The organism is Pedobacter sp. AC464, from assembly GCF_979253075.1.
Genome location: NZ_CEEDBV010000002.1, coordinates 1,526,368 through 1,541,397, shown reverse-complemented (window position 1 = coordinate 1,541,397; position 15,030 = coordinate 1,526,368). Strand labels below are relative to the sequence as shown.

Below are 15,030 nucleotides of genomic sequence, written 5' to 3'. Positions count from 1 at the left end.
CTTGTGCCTCGTTTTATCGTAAAATAGCAAAATGAAAACTTACGGCTTAATTGGTTATCCGCTTTCTCACTCCTTTTCCAAAAAATATTTTACCGAAAAGTTTATAAACGAAGGCATTAAAGACCATCAATATGAGCTTTTCCCCATCGAAAATATTAAGTCGCTGCCCGATTTATTAGTGGCAAATCCATCGCTTTGCGGACTAAACGTAACCATTCCGCATAAAGTAAACGTTCTGTGCTATTTAAATGAAATTGAAGAAGCGGCAGAAAAGATTGGCGCTGTAAACTGCATATCAATTAAAAATTTCGATGGCGAAACCTATTTGAAAGGATATAATACGGATGCTTATGGGTTTGAGGCTTCTTTGAAACCTTTGCTTAAATCGCAACACACTAAAGCGCTGGTTTTTGGAGATGGTGGCGCGGCGAAAGCTGTGAAATATGTTTTGGAAAAGTTGGGTATAGAATATTTGGTTGTGGTACGTAAACCAACGCCAAAAGCCATTTTATACAGCGAAATTTCGGAAGAAATATTAGAGCGCCACAAGCTGCTGATTAATACTACGCCACTTGGAATGTTGCCGAATGTGGATACGCAGCCAGAAATAGATTATTCAATTCTAAATGATGAATATCTGGCGTATGATTTGGTTTATAATCCATTGGAAACTGCTTTCTTAACCAAGGCAAAATTGCAGGGCGCTGATGTTAAAAATGGCTTGGAAATGCTTTACAAACAAGCTGAAAAGGCATGGTGTATCTGGAATAATATCGGCTAATTGCCGTAAAAGTTTCACCGGCGTTTAACTATAAAACTAACAAAGAAGCGAAATGAAAATGAAGTATCTGTTTTTTCTACCTGTGTTGCTTCTCTTGTGTGTAGCTGCTTGCCAAAATAACGATTATAGTCCGAAACCACGAGGGTATTTCCGCATTGTTTACCCTGAAAAGAAATACCGGGAATTTAGCTCTTCAGCGCCATTTAGTTTCCAATATCCGGTTTATGCTAAAATGGAAGCCGATAAGGGTAAAAATGCTGAAGAAAACTGGTATAATCTGCACTTTACTCAGTTTAACGGATATTTGCATTTAACTTATTACGATGTTGCCGATAAAGCGGCCTATGATGAAATGGTTGAAGATGCCAGAAAACTAGCATTTAAGCATACTATAAAAGCAAGTGCTATCGACCAGAAATTAATTAACTATCCTGATAGGAAAGTTTATGGCATATATTATGCTATTGAAGGTAATACGGCCTCATCCGTTCAGTTTTTTTTAACCGACAGTACGAAGCATTACTTTAGAGGAGCGCTTTACTTTAACGAGCGGCCACAATACGATTCGATTGAACCTGTTCTAAAATTCATCAAAAAAGATATTGACAGGATGATATCGACTTTTAAATGGAAAAAATAATATCTTGATTTTAACTACAAATGATTAGCATAAAAAAATTCACGTTCAGCGCTTACAGCGAAAACACTTACATTTTATCCGATGAAACAAAAGAATGTGTAATCATAGATCCGGGTATGTATGAGGGAGCAGAACAGAATGAAATTGTAGCTTTTGTTAAGGAAAACGAACTTAAACCGGTTTTACTTTTAAATACCCACTGTCACCTCGACCATGTTTTTGGAAATAAATTTGTTTTCGATACCTGGGGTTTAAAACCTCAGTTTCATCAGGGGGAATTACAGGTACTTCATGCTGTGCCAGGTTATGCGCCTCAAATGGGCTTGACACATTACGAACTTTCTCCGGAGCCGGAAACCTTTTTGCCCGAAACAGGCACCATTCAATTTGGGAACAGCGAGCTGGAACTGATTTTTGCGCCAGGCCATTCTCCGGCTCATTTATGTTTTTATAGCAAGGCAGATGGTATCGTAATTGGCGGCGACGTGCTGTTTTATGGAAGTATTGGCCGTACGGATTTGCCGGGGGGCAATCATCAACAGTTAATTGAGAACATTAAAACCAAACTTTTCCCATTGCCCGATGGCGTAAAGGTTTATCCCGGACATGGCCCTGCAACTACAATCGGCTTTGAACGAGAACATAATCCCTTCTTTTAATGTTAATATAACGTGGGTAACAAGCTGAGGCATTTTTAACTTAGTTGCGCTATTAAATCAGCGGTTTTCCATCTCATATTTTCCCTTATCTTTAACCCGTGAACACACCTCTGTATATTGCCAAAAGGTATTTATTTGCTAAGAAATCTACAAATGCCATTAACCTTATTTCGGGCATTTCTATGGTTGGCGTTATGGTTGGCAGTGCGGCCTTAATTATTATCCTTTCTATATTCAACGGCCTCGAGGTTACCATCCTAAACATGTTTAATACCATGACGCCGGAATTAGCGATTCTTCCTGCAAAAGGAAAAACCTTTAATCCTGACACCAGGTATTTTAACGACTTAAAAAATAATACTAAGGTTTACTCTTACACTGAGGTGCTGCAAGAAAATGCCTTGTTAAAGTACAACAATAAGCAAGCGGTTGGTATGGTTAAGGGCGTAAGCTACGATTATTTGAAAAACCCTAAGCTAGATAGTACAATTAGAGAGGGCCGTTTCGTTTTAAACAACAAAAGTGGTTATAGTGCAGTAATAGGATCTGCACTACAAAGTTATTTAACGGTAAACACCGTCGATCCGTTTACAGAACTTGAGATATTTTCACCAAAGAAGAACATTGCTGTAAACAATATAAATCCGGCTGACGATTTTGTTAATAAAGGCATAAGAGTGAGCGGGGTTTTTGAAGTGCAGCAAGAGTTTGACAATGGAATTGTTGTTCCTTTAGATTTTGCCAGAGAACTTTTGGGTGAAGAAAAAAATGTTTCCTCCATCGAGATTAATTTACAACCAAACGTAAATGTTGATGATTTTAAGAAAGAACTTGAGGAACATGCTGGCCCGGGTTACTCGATTAAAAACAGGATGGAACAAAACAAATCGATATACCACCTTCTTAACACCGAAAAGTGGGCGGTTTACATCATTTTAACTTTTATCCTGATAATCGCTATATTTAATATCATTGGTTCTTTAACAATGCTCGTTATTGATAAGGTGAAAGACATTGCCATTTTAAGCAGTTTGGGCGCTAGCAAAAAGTTAATTAAACGCATATTTTTGTTGGAAGGGATGATGATTACGATGTCTGGCTGTGTCCTCGGACTCATAATCGGCCTTATTTTTTACTTCTTACAACATAATTATGGCCTAATTAAAATGGGTGAAGAAAATAAAACGGTTATAAGTTCCTATCCAATAGGGCTAAAGTGGAAAGATTTCATATTAGTTTTTGTAACCGTCGGGATTTTCTCATTTTTGGCATCTGCTTTGTCATCTAAATTTAGCGTAAAGAAGATAGATCAAATTAATCAAGCACTATAAAAATGAATTTATTTAAACAAGCAACAGTATTTGTTATGCTTTTCGGCGTGGCCCTTACCGCTTGTAACAGGTCGGAGAAACAAGTAGAGGCGAGTAAAATTAAAACGGTGAAGGGATTGTATAGCTTTGGTCCGGAAATGAAATCATTTACGCTTTGCGAAGACGGCCGCGAATACTGGGTTACCGATAGTGTTAAAAATCTTGAACTTTCTTATAGCAACTTAAATTTTGAAAAGCCATACGAGCCAGTTTATGTAGAGCTGGAAGGTTATTTCGCGAAATCAGACACCGCTACCGTTGCCGCCGATTTTGATTCGACTTTAGTGGTTACCAAAGTGGTAAAAATTAGTAAGGAGATACCCGATGGACCTTGCGCACAGTAGCTGCGAACATAAACTTTCGTTTAGGTCATCTCATACAAATAAAAAGCATTTCTTTTCCGGAAAAGCAGTTTTGTAGAATGCTTTCTACCAGTAAATGGTGTAAAGTGCAACAATAAGACCGATAATTAAGAGTGCGCCAATTGCAAACCCAGTGGTTGTTTTGAACATCTTTGTATCAATCTCCAAACCATTTGGAACAACTCCCCTTTTATTCTCTACGATACTGATAATGTACATACCAATTGCGCAGCAGGCAAAAACGATAAGCATTCTATCCATAAAAGGTATTTCAAAAACACCTTTACCATTATCTACCGACCAGCCAAACTGATGAAGGCCGGATAAGTCTGTCCATTTGGGCAGGAATTTTAAAATTACAGAGAAGATAAATCCACCTATCGTGGCAAAAAGCGCTGCGTTGGAAGTGGTCTTTTTCCAGAAAAAGCCAAAAATAAACATGGCAAAAATACCCGGAGAAACGAAGCCTGTATATTCCTGAATGTATTGAAAACCTTGCTTGCCTTCGCCCATTAAACCTTCGCCAAAGCCGAATGACAGAATCACGGCCAAAAACATTGAAACAATTACGGCGATTTTACCAACGTTAACAAGGTTGGTTTCAGAAGCTCCGGTATTAAACGCTTTTTTATAAATATCGAGCGTAAAAATGGTGGCAATACTATTTGCTTTACCCGCTAAAGACGCGACAATCGCCGCTGTTAATGCCGCGAAAGATAGTCCCTTTAACCCGGCAGGAAGTAAAGTTAACAAGGCCGGGTAAGCCTTATTGGGGTCAGAAATTCCTGTTGAAGTTAACAATTGCGACGCATTTATACCACCAACGTTATTCTTTATGATGTAATAAACGGCAATTCCGGGAACAACAACAATTACCGGCATTAACATTTTTAAAAATGCGGCAAAGAGCAAACCACCTCTTGCAGTCGGTAGTGATGCACCTAAAGCTCTTTGAGTAATGTATTGGTTACAACCCCAGTAGCTTAAATTTGCAATCCACATACCGCCAATCAGCACGCTCAAGCCCGGCAAATCGATATAGTTGGGATTATCTTTTTTAAAGATTAAGTGAAAATGTTCAGAAGCACCTTCTTTCAGCATTGTAAATCCGGCACTAATTCCTTTTCCATCAGAAATTAAGTTTAATGCAATGTAGGTTGCCACCAATCCGCCAAGTACAAGGAAGAACACCTGGATTACATCAGTATAACCAATCACTTTCATGCCTCCAAGTGTAATTATAATAGCGAAAATTGCAAGTGCCCAAATGCAAATGGAGATGTCGAAACCGGAAATCCCACTAATGGCAAGCGCACCAAGATATAGGATCGACATTAAATTTACCACAATATAAAGCATCAACCAGAATACGGCCATAATCATAGCTACGGTAGAATTGTAGCGTTGATGCAGGAACTGAGGCATTGTAAAAATTTTGTTCTTTAAATAAACGGGCATAAAAAACACTGCTACAACAATCAGCGTAGCGGCAGCCATCCATTCGTAAGCGGATATTGCAAGGCCCAGTTTAAAACCCGAACCGCTCATGCCAATCATCTGCTCTGCAGAGATATTTGATGCAATCAGCGATGCACCAATTGCCCACCAGGTTAATGAACCTTCGGCCAAAAAATAGTCTTTAGAACCGCCCTCTGCCGATTTTTTCCTTTTATAAATGTATAAGCCGTAGGCTGAAACAATAACAAAGTAGACAAGAAAAACAATGTAATCTTTCGAATCGAGCAGGGAATTTTTCATTAAATTAAAATATAATTCGGTTTTGTATTTTAAATGTAGCAATTCAAAAAATAAAATCTGTGTTAAATTAAAATTTTATCAAGCCGCCTAATCACACGCGAGATTTTTAATTTAGGCGAAAATTAAAGTTATGGAAGAAATAACGTGGAACGATTTTGAAAAAGTAGAACTACGGGCCGGAACAATTCTGGAGGTTTTTGATTTTCCTGAAGCACGTAAACCTGCGTACAAACTCAAGGTAGATTTTGGTGAATTTGGAATCAAAACGAGTAGTGCCCAGATAACTAAACTTTACAAAAAAGAGGAGTTGCCAGGCAAACAGATTATCGGTGTGGTTAATTTTCCAAAAAAACAAATTGGAAAATTTATGTCGGAGTTTTTGGTTACAGGTTTTGCCGATGAAAATGGCGATATCGTTTTAACAACGCTCAATGGAAAAGTTCCTAACGGAAGTAAAATGATATAAGGTATATTTGAACATGAGTTTTTATAATTTCGAGGGTAACGATCCGGAAGCAGAAGATGTTCATTACATGAAGCTGGCGTTGGCAGAAGCGCAGAAAGCCCTGGCAGAAGATGAAATTCCAATCGGAGCCATTGTAGTTGCCAAAAACCGGGTAATTGGCCGTGGTTACAATTTAACCGAACGTTTTAATGATGTTACTGCCCATGCAGAAATGCAGGCTTTTACGTCGGCAAGCCAAACTATCGGCGGAAAGTATTTAACCGATTGCACATTATACGTAACGATAGAGCCTTGCGTAATGTGTGCAGGCGCTAGCTACTGGACGCAGATAAGCAGGATAGTTTACGGCGCCCGTGAAGAAAAACGCGGATTTTTATCTAAAGGTACCAATTTACTACATCCAAAAACTGTGCTAAAAGGTGGCGTATTGGCAGAAGAGTGCGCCATGTTAATGAAAAGTTTCTTTGCCAAAAGGAGATAAGTAATCGCTACAAAACCAATTGATGATAATAACGTGAACAAAACTTAACCTTCGAATGTTATATTTGCTTCAAGAAACATTTTTTAAACTTTAAACATATAAATATTATGGCTTTTGAATTACCTGCGTTACACTACGCAACCGATGCATTAGAACCGCATATTGATAAAATGACCATGGAAATCCACCATGACAAACATCACCAAGCTTATGTTACTAACCTTAATAAAGCGTTAGAAGGTAAGCCTGAAGCGAACTCAAGTATCGAGGATATCGTAAAAAATATTTCTAAATACCCTGCTGCAGTTAGAAATAACGGTGGCGGACATTATAATCACTCTTTATTCTGGAACATTTTAGGTCCGAATAAAGGTGGCGAACCAACCGGCGATTTAGCAAAAGCAATAAAAGATACTTTTGGATCTTTTGCTGATTTGAAAACTAAAATGCAGGAAGCTGGCGCAACACGTTTCGGTTCTGGCTGGGCCTGGTTATCAGTTGGTGCTGATAAAAAACTTCAGGTTTCTTCTACGCCTAACCAAGATAATCCTTTGATGGATGTTGCCGAAGTAAAAGGTACGCCAATTTTGGGTATTGATGTTTGGGAACATGCCTATTATTTAAAATATCAGAACAAACGTCCGGATTACTTAGCGGCTATCTGGAATGTTGTTAATTGGGATGCTGTTGCAGAACTTTATAAAAAAGCGTTGTAACCAGCATTATCTAAATAAGATTTTGAAAAGCCTGCAAACACAATTTGCAGGCTTTCTTATTAATTAATACCTTCGCATATAATATTTTACCAAAATGAAAAAGGTTATAGTTTTATTTTTAATGGTTGTTGGCTTTGCTACGTTATCTATGGCGCAACAGAAAGCGCCAACGCCAACTGAGATTGCGAAGAAAAATGTGGAAGATTTGGATAAAAAGCTAAAACTTAACGACACCCAAAAAAGTATAATCTACAGCCTCACCTATAATCAGGCTAAAGAACAATCAGATTTAGTTAAGAGACAACAGGCGGGCCATACCAAAGAAGACGATGTTGACAAGTATTACAAAATGCAAAATGAAACTTCAAAAAGCATTCGAAATGTTTTAAAAGGCGAACAGCAAGCGAAATACGACAAAATAATTGAAGACCGTTTGAGCGGTAAAGCCAACAAGAAAAAGAAAAAAGGCGAAGAAGAAGAGGTTGAAGGTGATATAAACGGCCTTTTACTTAAACCCGAAAAAGTAAATTAACCTTCAATAACATTACAATGCCTGAAATCTTAGTCGGGTCTCTTGTACTTTGCCTGCTGCTTTCTCCTCAGCTTCTGGCGGGTTTTCTGGCAAAAAGAACCGGTAGAAACTTTTGGTTCTGGTTTTTCATATCCTTTATTATACCGATAATCTCGTTACTAATTTTAATTTTTCTGGATGATAAAAACCCCAATACTAAAGGCTATAAACTGGCCGATCATGTTTCCAATAAAAAAGATTTTAACAGTATTGATTTATTGGAACGGCGTTAAATTCCAACAATATCCTTTTTCTTTTTCTGCTTCATTGCTTTAGGGATAATCTCTAAAATTTCATCTTTCAACGCGTTCAACATGCGCTTTTTTATGAAATTTTTATGCGTTACCAAGCTGATTTCTCTTACAGGTTCCGGCGATTTGAAATGTCTTATTTTATTAATTTGTTTGGTGTTTAACTCGGCAATGGCAAGCTCGGGAAGTAAGGTAGCACCACCATTTAAGTCGACCATTCTCACAAGGGTTTCAACGCTTCCCGTATTATATTCTAAGCCCTGCAAACGATTATTTTTTGTAGAGCGGCAAATATTTAAGACCTGATTTCGCATGCAATGACCTTCATTTAACAACCAGATATTCTCATCGTTCAAATCTTCAGCATCAACCGCTTTCTTTTTATAAAGCTTACTGTTTTTGCTAATGTAACTCACAAAATTTTCATAGTAAAGCGGCATTTCTACAATGTTTACATCCGTTAAAGGTGTTGCTAAAATACCACAATCCAAAACGCCGGTTTTTAAGTGATGGATAATGTCTTCAGTTGTATATTCCCAGATCATCAATTTTAATTCCGGATATTTTTCTAACATTGATGATATAACTTCAGGTAGCAGATATGGTGCAACCGTAGGAATAACACCGATTCGAAGCTCTCCCAAAACATCCTGTTGCTGACTGCTGATTAGTTCTTTTATCTTACCACTTTCCTGCAAAATAATTCTTGCCTGAGCAACAATCTGGGATCCAATCTCCGTCGGACTTACAGGTTGCTTACTCCTGTCGAATATTTTTACGCTCAGCAACTCTTCAAGCTTTTGCACCTGCATACTTAACGTAGGTTGTGTAACAAAACACTTATCAGCAGCAGTTACAAAACTCCTGTAAGTATCAACGGCAACAATGTATTCGAGCTGAACTAAAGTCATATAGCTAAAATTGATTTATAATATCAAATATATAAATTATAACTATAAGTATTTTCCGAAGCCTGGATTATTTCTTAAACTAGATTAAGTTTTCTGAGAAAACCAATGCCGATTTTTACAACTTAATTTAAACAAAATAAAAATGGAAAGTAGAATAGACATTCAGAAAACAGAGCCGGCAGCTTATCAGGCTATGTATGCTTTAGAAAAATATTTAGCATCAAGTGCTTTAACGCCTACCCACAAAGAATTGATTAAGCTGCGGGCATCGCAAATAAATGGCTGCGCATTTTGCATCAACATGCATAGCACCGATGCAAGAAAGTTAGGGGAGACTGAACAAAGGATTTATCTGCTTAATGCCTGGAGAGAAACAAATTTATTTACCGAAGAAGAACAGGCAATTTTAGCACTAACCGAAGAGGTAACTTTAATTACCAGTCATGTTTCTGATAAATCCTATAACAAAGCAGCAAGCCTTTTCGACGAGCATTATTTAGCCCAAATTATTATCGCAATTGCAACCATTAATGCATGGAACAGGATTGCGATAACTTCCAGAACGATGGTTGGCTAAAAAGGAAATTTTATCTGGCCTAGCCGCCAGATAAAATTATTTCCTGATATCAACTTTTTTGAGCTCATTAAAGACTAACCGCGCTACTTCGGCTGCACCTGCTGGCTGAAAGTGCGTATTGTCTTTCTGGCCATTTGGATAAGCCTCATATCGACCAGAATCCAGGTTCATAAAATATTTCGCTGATACAAAATCCTTGCCTTTACTGGTAAAATATTCTGCCGAGCGGATGGTTAAGTCGACCAGTGGCACCTTTAGCTCCGCAGCAACGTCTCTAACTGCCTGCGGATAATCACCGTGAGCGTTGCTCAATTGGCCATCTTTCCAGGGGTAATTTCTGCTCACAGGCGTAATCAAAAATGGAACGGCTTTCTTTTTCCTGGTTTCGTTTACATACATCCTTAAAAAATCTTTATACGCTTTAATTGGTGTATATCTTTCAGGTTTATCTTTTGCAGCATCGTTGTGCCCAAATTGTATTAAAACTAAATCGTTTTTTTCCAAAGACTGAAAAACATCTTTCCACCTACCTTCTTCAAAAAAACTTCTTGTGCTTCTGCCGCCTACCGCCTTATCAACAACTATAGCGCTGTCGCTTTTAATTAAATGGTTAACTTTCTTTAGGCTGTCTTTAACTAAGAATTGTTGAAAAACCTGCCCCCAACCAGTTATCGGGTACTTTTTTTGTTTATAATTACTTTCAAGACTATAATCTGCAACTGTAGAGTCGCCAATTAAAAAAACCTTAACAGGGGCTGGTTTTATTGTAAAAGAAAAAGAAAAGGCAATTAAAGATAACGAGGCAAAAAGCAGTCTGTTTTTCATATTTACTTAAGTTTATCAACACGAAACCAGTCAAATTCAGCTACACCAGAATCATTAGTTTGGGAAGCTCTTATTGCATACAACCCAATTTTTGCGCCAATCCACTGGCCCGCAACCGCCTTAAATTCATCAGAAACCGACGTAAATGCTAGCCCGTCTTCGCTGTAGCTAAACTGGCATTTTGCGCCAGGCTTTACTTCAACCCTTAAATAAATGGTTGAAAATTTAAGCTTGGCGATTTCTTTCTCGTTTTCGTTATTTCCTTTATCTGCATCATTGCAATTACCATAAACCAGATGAATGCCGTCTTTTTTATTTTTTAGCTTGAGTGTGGCATAATTTCTACCGATAATTACCAGCCCGGTCTGCTCGTTAACGAGCTTAGGATTTGGTTTAAATTCAAGCTTTGTGGTTATCATAAATGCTTCGGCCGGAAACTTTTGCAACAATAAATTAGGTACATCCCAAAGATTTTTAGCTTCATCAGGAATTTTTGCAGTATACAATTTAAGCACCCCTTTTGCAGCATCGTTAAAGGCCCAGGTAGCCTGAGGATTTGCCTGCCATTGCCACTGTAAACCTAATTTTTGCGAGTTAAATTCGTCGCTCTCTGCCGGCGTCTCCGGCAGATAAACTGTGCCCACATTTGGCTTTTTGAAAATTGAAACTGGCTCACCCTTGCCATCAGAATCTTTATCGAATCCAATAACCGGCCAGTCTTTAATCCATTTCATAGGCTGCAGATGAACTACTCGTCCATAAGCATCCTTATCCTGAAAATGAAGGAACCAATCTTCGCCAGTTTTGGTATTTACCCAGGCACCCTGGTGCGGGCCATTTATGCCAGAGGAACCCTGGTCCATAACTACTTTGCGCTCGTACGGCCCATAAATATTTTTACCCCTCAGCACAACTTGCCAGCCAGTAGAAACACCACCAGCCGGTGCAAAAAGATAGTAATAACCATTTCTTCTATAAAACTTTGGCCCTTCTATGGTTGGGTCTAACTCATGTCCGTCGTATACAATTGTCCCGGTAGCTGTTGCTTTATCTCCACCGGCGTTTAATGGCAGTATAGCGAGTACACTTTTTATACCCGCACGGCTGCCTGCATAAGCGTAAGCGAGGTAAACTTTTCCATCTTCATCCCAAAGCGGGCAAGGATCTATAAGGCCTTTGCCGGCAACCACCAATTGAGGTGCAGACCAGCTATTGTTTATATTTTTTGTTTTAACAAGGTAAATTCCGAAATCCGGGTCGGGGTAATAAATGTAGAATTCGCCATTTCGGTAACGTATTGCTGGTGCCCAAACACCGTTTCCGTGCTGTGTTTTTTCAAAATGTTCAAAGGGTGGCTGGCGCAACATCGCATGACCTATAATTTTCCAGTTTACCAAATCCTTCGAATGCAGAACTGGCAAACCTGGAACCGCATCGAAACTCGAAGAAACCATATAAAAGTCATCACCAACACGAATGGCATCAGGATCCGAATAGTCGGCATGTAGCACAGGATTTTTATAGCTGCCGTTTCTTAAATCAGACACCCAAACTTTAGAAACGTAATTTGTTTTTCCGGGTTGTGCAGAAGAAGTTAAATAGGTTAATAAAAGAAAAGGTATGCTTAACAACAGTTTCATACAATGATTTTTGAAAACCGATTGGTTATATTTGGTTTAACAAGATTAAGTGATTTTTGATTTTAATCCAATCTTTATTGTGCAATCGTTCCCGTTATCGTTTGCGATGTTTATTTTAGGCGAACCTGCTCTGCAAATGAGTTTAATGAGTAAAATTGTCTATCATATATTAATTATCTGCGGCCGCGTTTAAGGTTTACCGCAAACGTGCCGATTTGATTTTATCGATCTATCATATGAAAAATCTCGTCTTTCTTATGCTTTTATCGTTTTCCCTTTGCGGAAATGCAACCGAGGTTAAACCCGATTTCGTTGTCGCGATTGACGGCTCAGGAAACTTCAGGACAGTGCAGGAAGCGATTAACGCTGTACCCGATTTCAGGAACAAAACCACCATAATCTTCATTAAAAAAGGTAAGTATAAAGAGAAACTTGTTTTAGCTGCATCTAAAAAAAACGTAAAATTTATCGGCGAAAGTCTGCTAGAAACCATTTTAACCTATGATGATTATAACCAGAAGAAAAACATTTTCGGAGAAGAAAAAGGAACGTCTGGCTCATCAAGTTTCTATATTTATGGCGAAGGATTCAGTGCAGAAAACATCACGTTCGAAAATTCGTCGGGCCCTGTAGGCCAAGCTGTAGCCGTTTGGGCCGGCGGGGATAAGCTAATTTTCAACAACTGCAGATTCATCGGCTTTCAGGATACGCTTTATACCTATGGTGCAAAAAACCGGCAATACTATTACAACTGCTACATCGAAGGCACGGTTGATTTCATCTTCGGCGCTTCTACCGCGTGGTTTGAAAAATGTACCGTTTTTTGCAAAAAAGCGGGTTACATTACCGCCGCCTCCACAGCAGACACAACCAAATTCGGATATGTTTTTAACAATTGCAAAATAACCGGCGACGCCGCCGAAAGCAGCTTTTATTTGGGTAGACCGTGGCGGCCTTTCGCAAAAGTTGTTTATTTAAATTGCGAGTTACCGTCGCTCATAAACCCTACTGGATGGAATAACTGGGGTAAGGAAACGAACGAACAGACGGCCTATTACGCAGAATATAAAAGCACAGGCAAGGGCGCAAATGCAAACCAAAGGGTGCCCTGGTCGCATCAGTTAACGGAAAGCGAATATAAAGCCTACACTTTGGAAAACGTTTTCCAAGGGTGGGTTCCGCAAGTAAAATAAAAAGTTAAATATTTGATAGTAAAATACTTAACAGCTTTTAGCTTGAAATACCTCCAATTTTCTTTGGCAACGATTGCATAGATTTCTCTTCTGTTTTCAGGTTAAAGACCGTACACTTGTTTTAATAATAACCAAGTATAATTTAACGAAGCAAAACATGAATCTTTTTAAAGGAAAAATCTATTTTGTATTTTCAGTTTTAGTTGGCTTAAATTTAATGGCTACGCCTGTTGTTTTTGCCCAGAAACAAGCAATCCCGGTTATTCAGCAAGTTAATTTTAAAAAAGACACAACAAGCATTACTGCATTCGGAGCCAAAGGCGACGGCTTAACGTTAAATACGGCTAACATTAATAAGGCAATTGCTACGGTAAGCCAAAAAGGCGGCGGCGTTGTTTTAATTCCTTCAGGTTTATGGTTAACGGGTCCAATCGAATTAAAAAGTAATGTAAACCTGCACTTAAAACGCGATGCAATTCTTCAATTTACTGACGATTTTAATCAATATAAATTAATCGAAGGCAATTGGGAAGGCCAGCCAGCCTGGCGTAATCAAAGCCCTATATCAGGAACAAATCTGGTTAATATCGCAATTACGGGCACCGGCATAATTGATGGTAATGGCGGCGCATGGCGCATGGTTAAAAAAGATAAACTAACAGAAACACAGTGGCAGAAATTAGTTGCTTCGGGCGGTTCGGTTAGCGAGGATGGGAAGCTCTGGTACCCATCTCAAAAAACTGTTAAAGGTTCTAAAACAAAAAATGCAGGTGTAATTGTTCCCGGTAAAACCGCTGCAGATTATGAAGATATTAAAGATTTTCTACGTCCCAACCTGCTCGTACTAACAAGTTGCAAAAGAATTCTTCTGGAAGGTGTTACTTTTCAAAATTCGCCCGCTTGGAACCTGCATCCATTAATGTGCGAAGATTTAACACTGAGAAACCTTCAGGTAAAAAATCCCTGGTTTGCCCAAAATGGCGACGGAGTTGATGTTGAATCCTGCAAGAATGTGCTAATTGAAGGCAGTACTTTTGATGTTGGCGATGATGGCATTTGCATCAAGTCGGGCAGAGATGAATCTGGTAGAAAGCGTGGAATGCCGACTGAAAACGTGATCATAAGAAATAACGTAGTTTACCATGCACACGGGGGCTTTGTAATTGGCAGCGAAATGAGTGGTGGCGCAAAAAATATCTGGGTTTACGATTGCTCTTTCATTGGAACGGATATCGGCCTACGTTTTAAAACAACCCGCGGCCGGGGTGGCGTAGTAGAAAATATTTATGTAAACAATATAAATATGATTGATATTCCTGGTGAAGCAATCTTGTTCGACATGTATTATGCGGCGCAAGATCCGGTTCCTTTGGCAGGTGAGAAACGCGAAGCCATTAAAACGGTAATGGTTCCGGTTACCGAAGCAACGCCACAATTCAGAAATTTCTACATAAAAGATGTGGTAGCAAACGGCGCTGAAAAAGCAATTTTCGTAAGAGGCCTCCCGGAAATGAACATCAAAAACATTCATTTGGAAAACGTAACCATCAAGGCTAAAAAAGGGATTGAAATTATTGAAGCATCTGATATTTTCCTTAAAAATGTTAATGTTATTACCGACAATACTAATCCAATTGTCCGGATACAGAACGGCGCAAATATTAATATTAACGGGCTTCAATATAAAAATGGCACTGAACTTTTATTTAACATCACCGGAGAAAAAACGAAGGGTGTAAAAGTTAGTGGAACCGATGTTTCAAAGGCAAAAAAAACATCAGCTTTTAGCGAAGAAGCAAATAAGACAGCATTAGAAATTTCTAAATAAA

17 protein-coding genes are annotated in these 15,030 nt (G+C 38.7%); 13 read left to right on the top strand and 4 right to left on the bottom strand.

The features are described from left to right. The first annotated feature begins 31 nt into the window (after positions 1-31). From AC0IWT_RS17595 to AC0IWT_RS17575, 5 genes are all read left to right on the top strand, one after another. On the top strand, positions 32-781 hold the full coding sequence (locus tag AC0IWT_RS17595; protein WP_471798148.1) for a shikimate dehydrogenase family protein: 750 nt from the start codon (positions 32-34) through the stop codon (positions 779-781). A gap of 58 nt (positions 782-839) precedes the next feature. After that, positions 840-1,421, top strand: a complete 582-nt coding sequence (gldD, locus tag AC0IWT_RS17590) for a gliding motility lipoprotein GldD (RefSeq protein WP_471798505.1) — start codon at positions 840-842, stop codon at positions 1,419-1,421. A gap of 20 nt (positions 1,422-1,441) precedes the next feature. Next, complete coding sequence (locus AC0IWT_RS17585) at positions 1,442-2,080, top strand: MBL fold metallo-hydrolase (protein ID WP_471798147.1); 639 nt, start codon at positions 1,442-1,444, stop codon at positions 2,078-2,080. A gap of 98 nt (positions 2,081-2,178) precedes the next feature. Continuing rightward, positions 2,179-3,411 carry an ABC transporter permease gene (locus AC0IWT_RS17580; RefSeq protein WP_471798146.1) on the top strand — a complete coding sequence of 411 codons (1,233 nt, stop codon included), beginning with the start codon at positions 2,179-2,181 and terminating at the stop codon, positions 3,409-3,411. Positions 3,412-3,413: 2 nt separating this feature from the next. After that, positions 3,414-3,794 (top strand): hypothetical protein, encoded by a 381-nt coding sequence (locus AC0IWT_RS17575; RefSeq protein WP_056872699.1) that lies wholly within the window; start codon positions 3,414-3,416, stop codon positions 3,792-3,794. A gap of 84 nt (positions 3,795-3,878) precedes the next feature. On the opposite strand, the gene AC0IWT_RS17570 is transcribed toward AC0IWT_RS17575, so the two are convergent. Further along, positions 3,879-5,570 carry a sodium/sugar symporter gene (locus AC0IWT_RS17570; RefSeq protein WP_471798145.1) on the bottom strand — a complete coding sequence of 564 codons (1,692 nt, stop codon included), beginning with the start codon at positions 5,568-5,570 and terminating at the stop codon, positions 3,879-3,881. A 130-nt stretch (positions 5,571-5,700) separates the two neighbouring features. On the opposite strand from AC0IWT_RS17570, the gene AC0IWT_RS17565 reads away from it, so the two are divergent. The 5 genes from AC0IWT_RS17565 (at position 5,701) to AC0IWT_RS17545 (ending at position 8,037) form a co-directional block, all read left to right on the top strand. Further along, on the top strand, positions 5,701-6,036 hold the full coding sequence (locus tag AC0IWT_RS17565; protein ID WP_471798144.1) for a tRNA-binding protein: 336 nt from the start codon (positions 5,701-5,703) through the stop codon (positions 6,034-6,036). 13 nt (positions 6,037-6,049) lie between these two features. After that, complete coding sequence (locus AC0IWT_RS17560) at positions 6,050-6,517, top strand: nucleoside deaminase (RefSeq protein WP_471798143.1); 468 nt, start codon at positions 6,050-6,052, stop codon at positions 6,515-6,517. A 107-nt stretch (positions 6,518-6,624) separates the two neighbouring features. After that, positions 6,625-7,233 carry a superoxide dismutase gene (locus AC0IWT_RS17555; protein WP_056872703.1) on the top strand — a complete coding sequence of 203 codons (609 nt, stop codon included), beginning with the start codon at positions 6,625-6,627 and terminating at the stop codon, positions 7,231-7,233. Between the two features lie 94 nt (positions 7,234-7,327). Beyond that, positions 7,328-7,765, top strand: coding sequence for a hypothetical protein (locus tag AC0IWT_RS17550; RefSeq protein ID WP_471798142.1), 438 nt, complete (start codon positions 7,328-7,330; stop codon positions 7,763-7,765). A gap of 17 nt (positions 7,766-7,782) precedes the next feature. After that, on the top strand, positions 7,783-8,037 hold the full coding sequence (locus AC0IWT_RS17545; protein ID WP_471798141.1) for a hypothetical protein: 255 nt from the start codon (positions 7,783-7,785) through the stop codon (positions 8,035-8,037). Here AC0IWT_RS17545 and AC0IWT_RS17540 read toward each other — a convergent pair. Then, complete coding sequence (locus AC0IWT_RS17540; protein ID WP_056872706.1) at positions 8,034-8,966, bottom strand: hydrogen peroxide-inducible genes activator; 933 nt, start codon at positions 8,964-8,966, stop codon at positions 8,034-8,036. The two genes, AC0IWT_RS17545 and AC0IWT_RS17540, sit on opposite strands and share 4 nt — an antisense overlap. Before the next feature lie 142 nt (positions 8,967-9,108). Here AC0IWT_RS17540 and AC0IWT_RS17535 point away from each other — a divergent pair, with 142 nt between their 5' ends. Beyond that, positions 9,109-9,543, top strand: coding sequence for a carboxymuconolactone decarboxylase family protein (locus tag AC0IWT_RS17535; RefSeq protein ID WP_471798140.1), 435 nt, complete (start codon positions 9,109-9,111; stop codon positions 9,541-9,543). A gap of 36 nt (positions 9,544-9,579) precedes the next feature. Here AC0IWT_RS17535 and AC0IWT_RS17530 read toward each other — a convergent pair whose 3' ends face one another. Both AC0IWT_RS17530 and AC0IWT_RS17525 read right to left on the bottom strand, forming a co-directional pair. Continuing rightward, positions 9,580-10,368 (bottom strand): rhamnogalacturonan acetylesterase, encoded by a 789-nt coding sequence (locus AC0IWT_RS17530; RefSeq protein ID WP_471798139.1) that lies wholly within the window; start codon positions 10,366-10,368, stop codon positions 9,580-9,582. A gap of 2 nt (positions 10,369-10,370) precedes the next feature. After that, complete coding sequence (locus AC0IWT_RS17525; RefSeq protein ID WP_471798138.1) at positions 10,371-12,008, bottom strand: glycoside hydrolase family 43 protein; 1,638 nt, start codon at positions 12,006-12,008, stop codon at positions 10,371-10,373. A 236-nt stretch (positions 12,009-12,244) separates the two neighbouring features. Here AC0IWT_RS17525 and AC0IWT_RS17520 point away from each other — a divergent pair, with 236 nt between their 5' ends. Beyond that, on the top strand, positions 12,245-13,201 hold the full coding sequence (locus AC0IWT_RS17520; RefSeq protein WP_471798137.1) for a pectinesterase family protein: 957 nt from the start codon (positions 12,245-12,247) through the stop codon (positions 13,199-13,201). A gap of 157 nt (positions 13,202-13,358) precedes the next feature. Beyond that, positions 13,359-15,029 carry a glycoside hydrolase family 28 protein gene (locus AC0IWT_RS17515; protein ID WP_471798136.1) on the top strand — a complete coding sequence of 557 codons (1,671 nt, stop codon included), beginning with the start codon at positions 13,359-13,361 and terminating at the stop codon, positions 15,027-15,029. Position 15,030 lies beyond the last annotated feature (1 nt).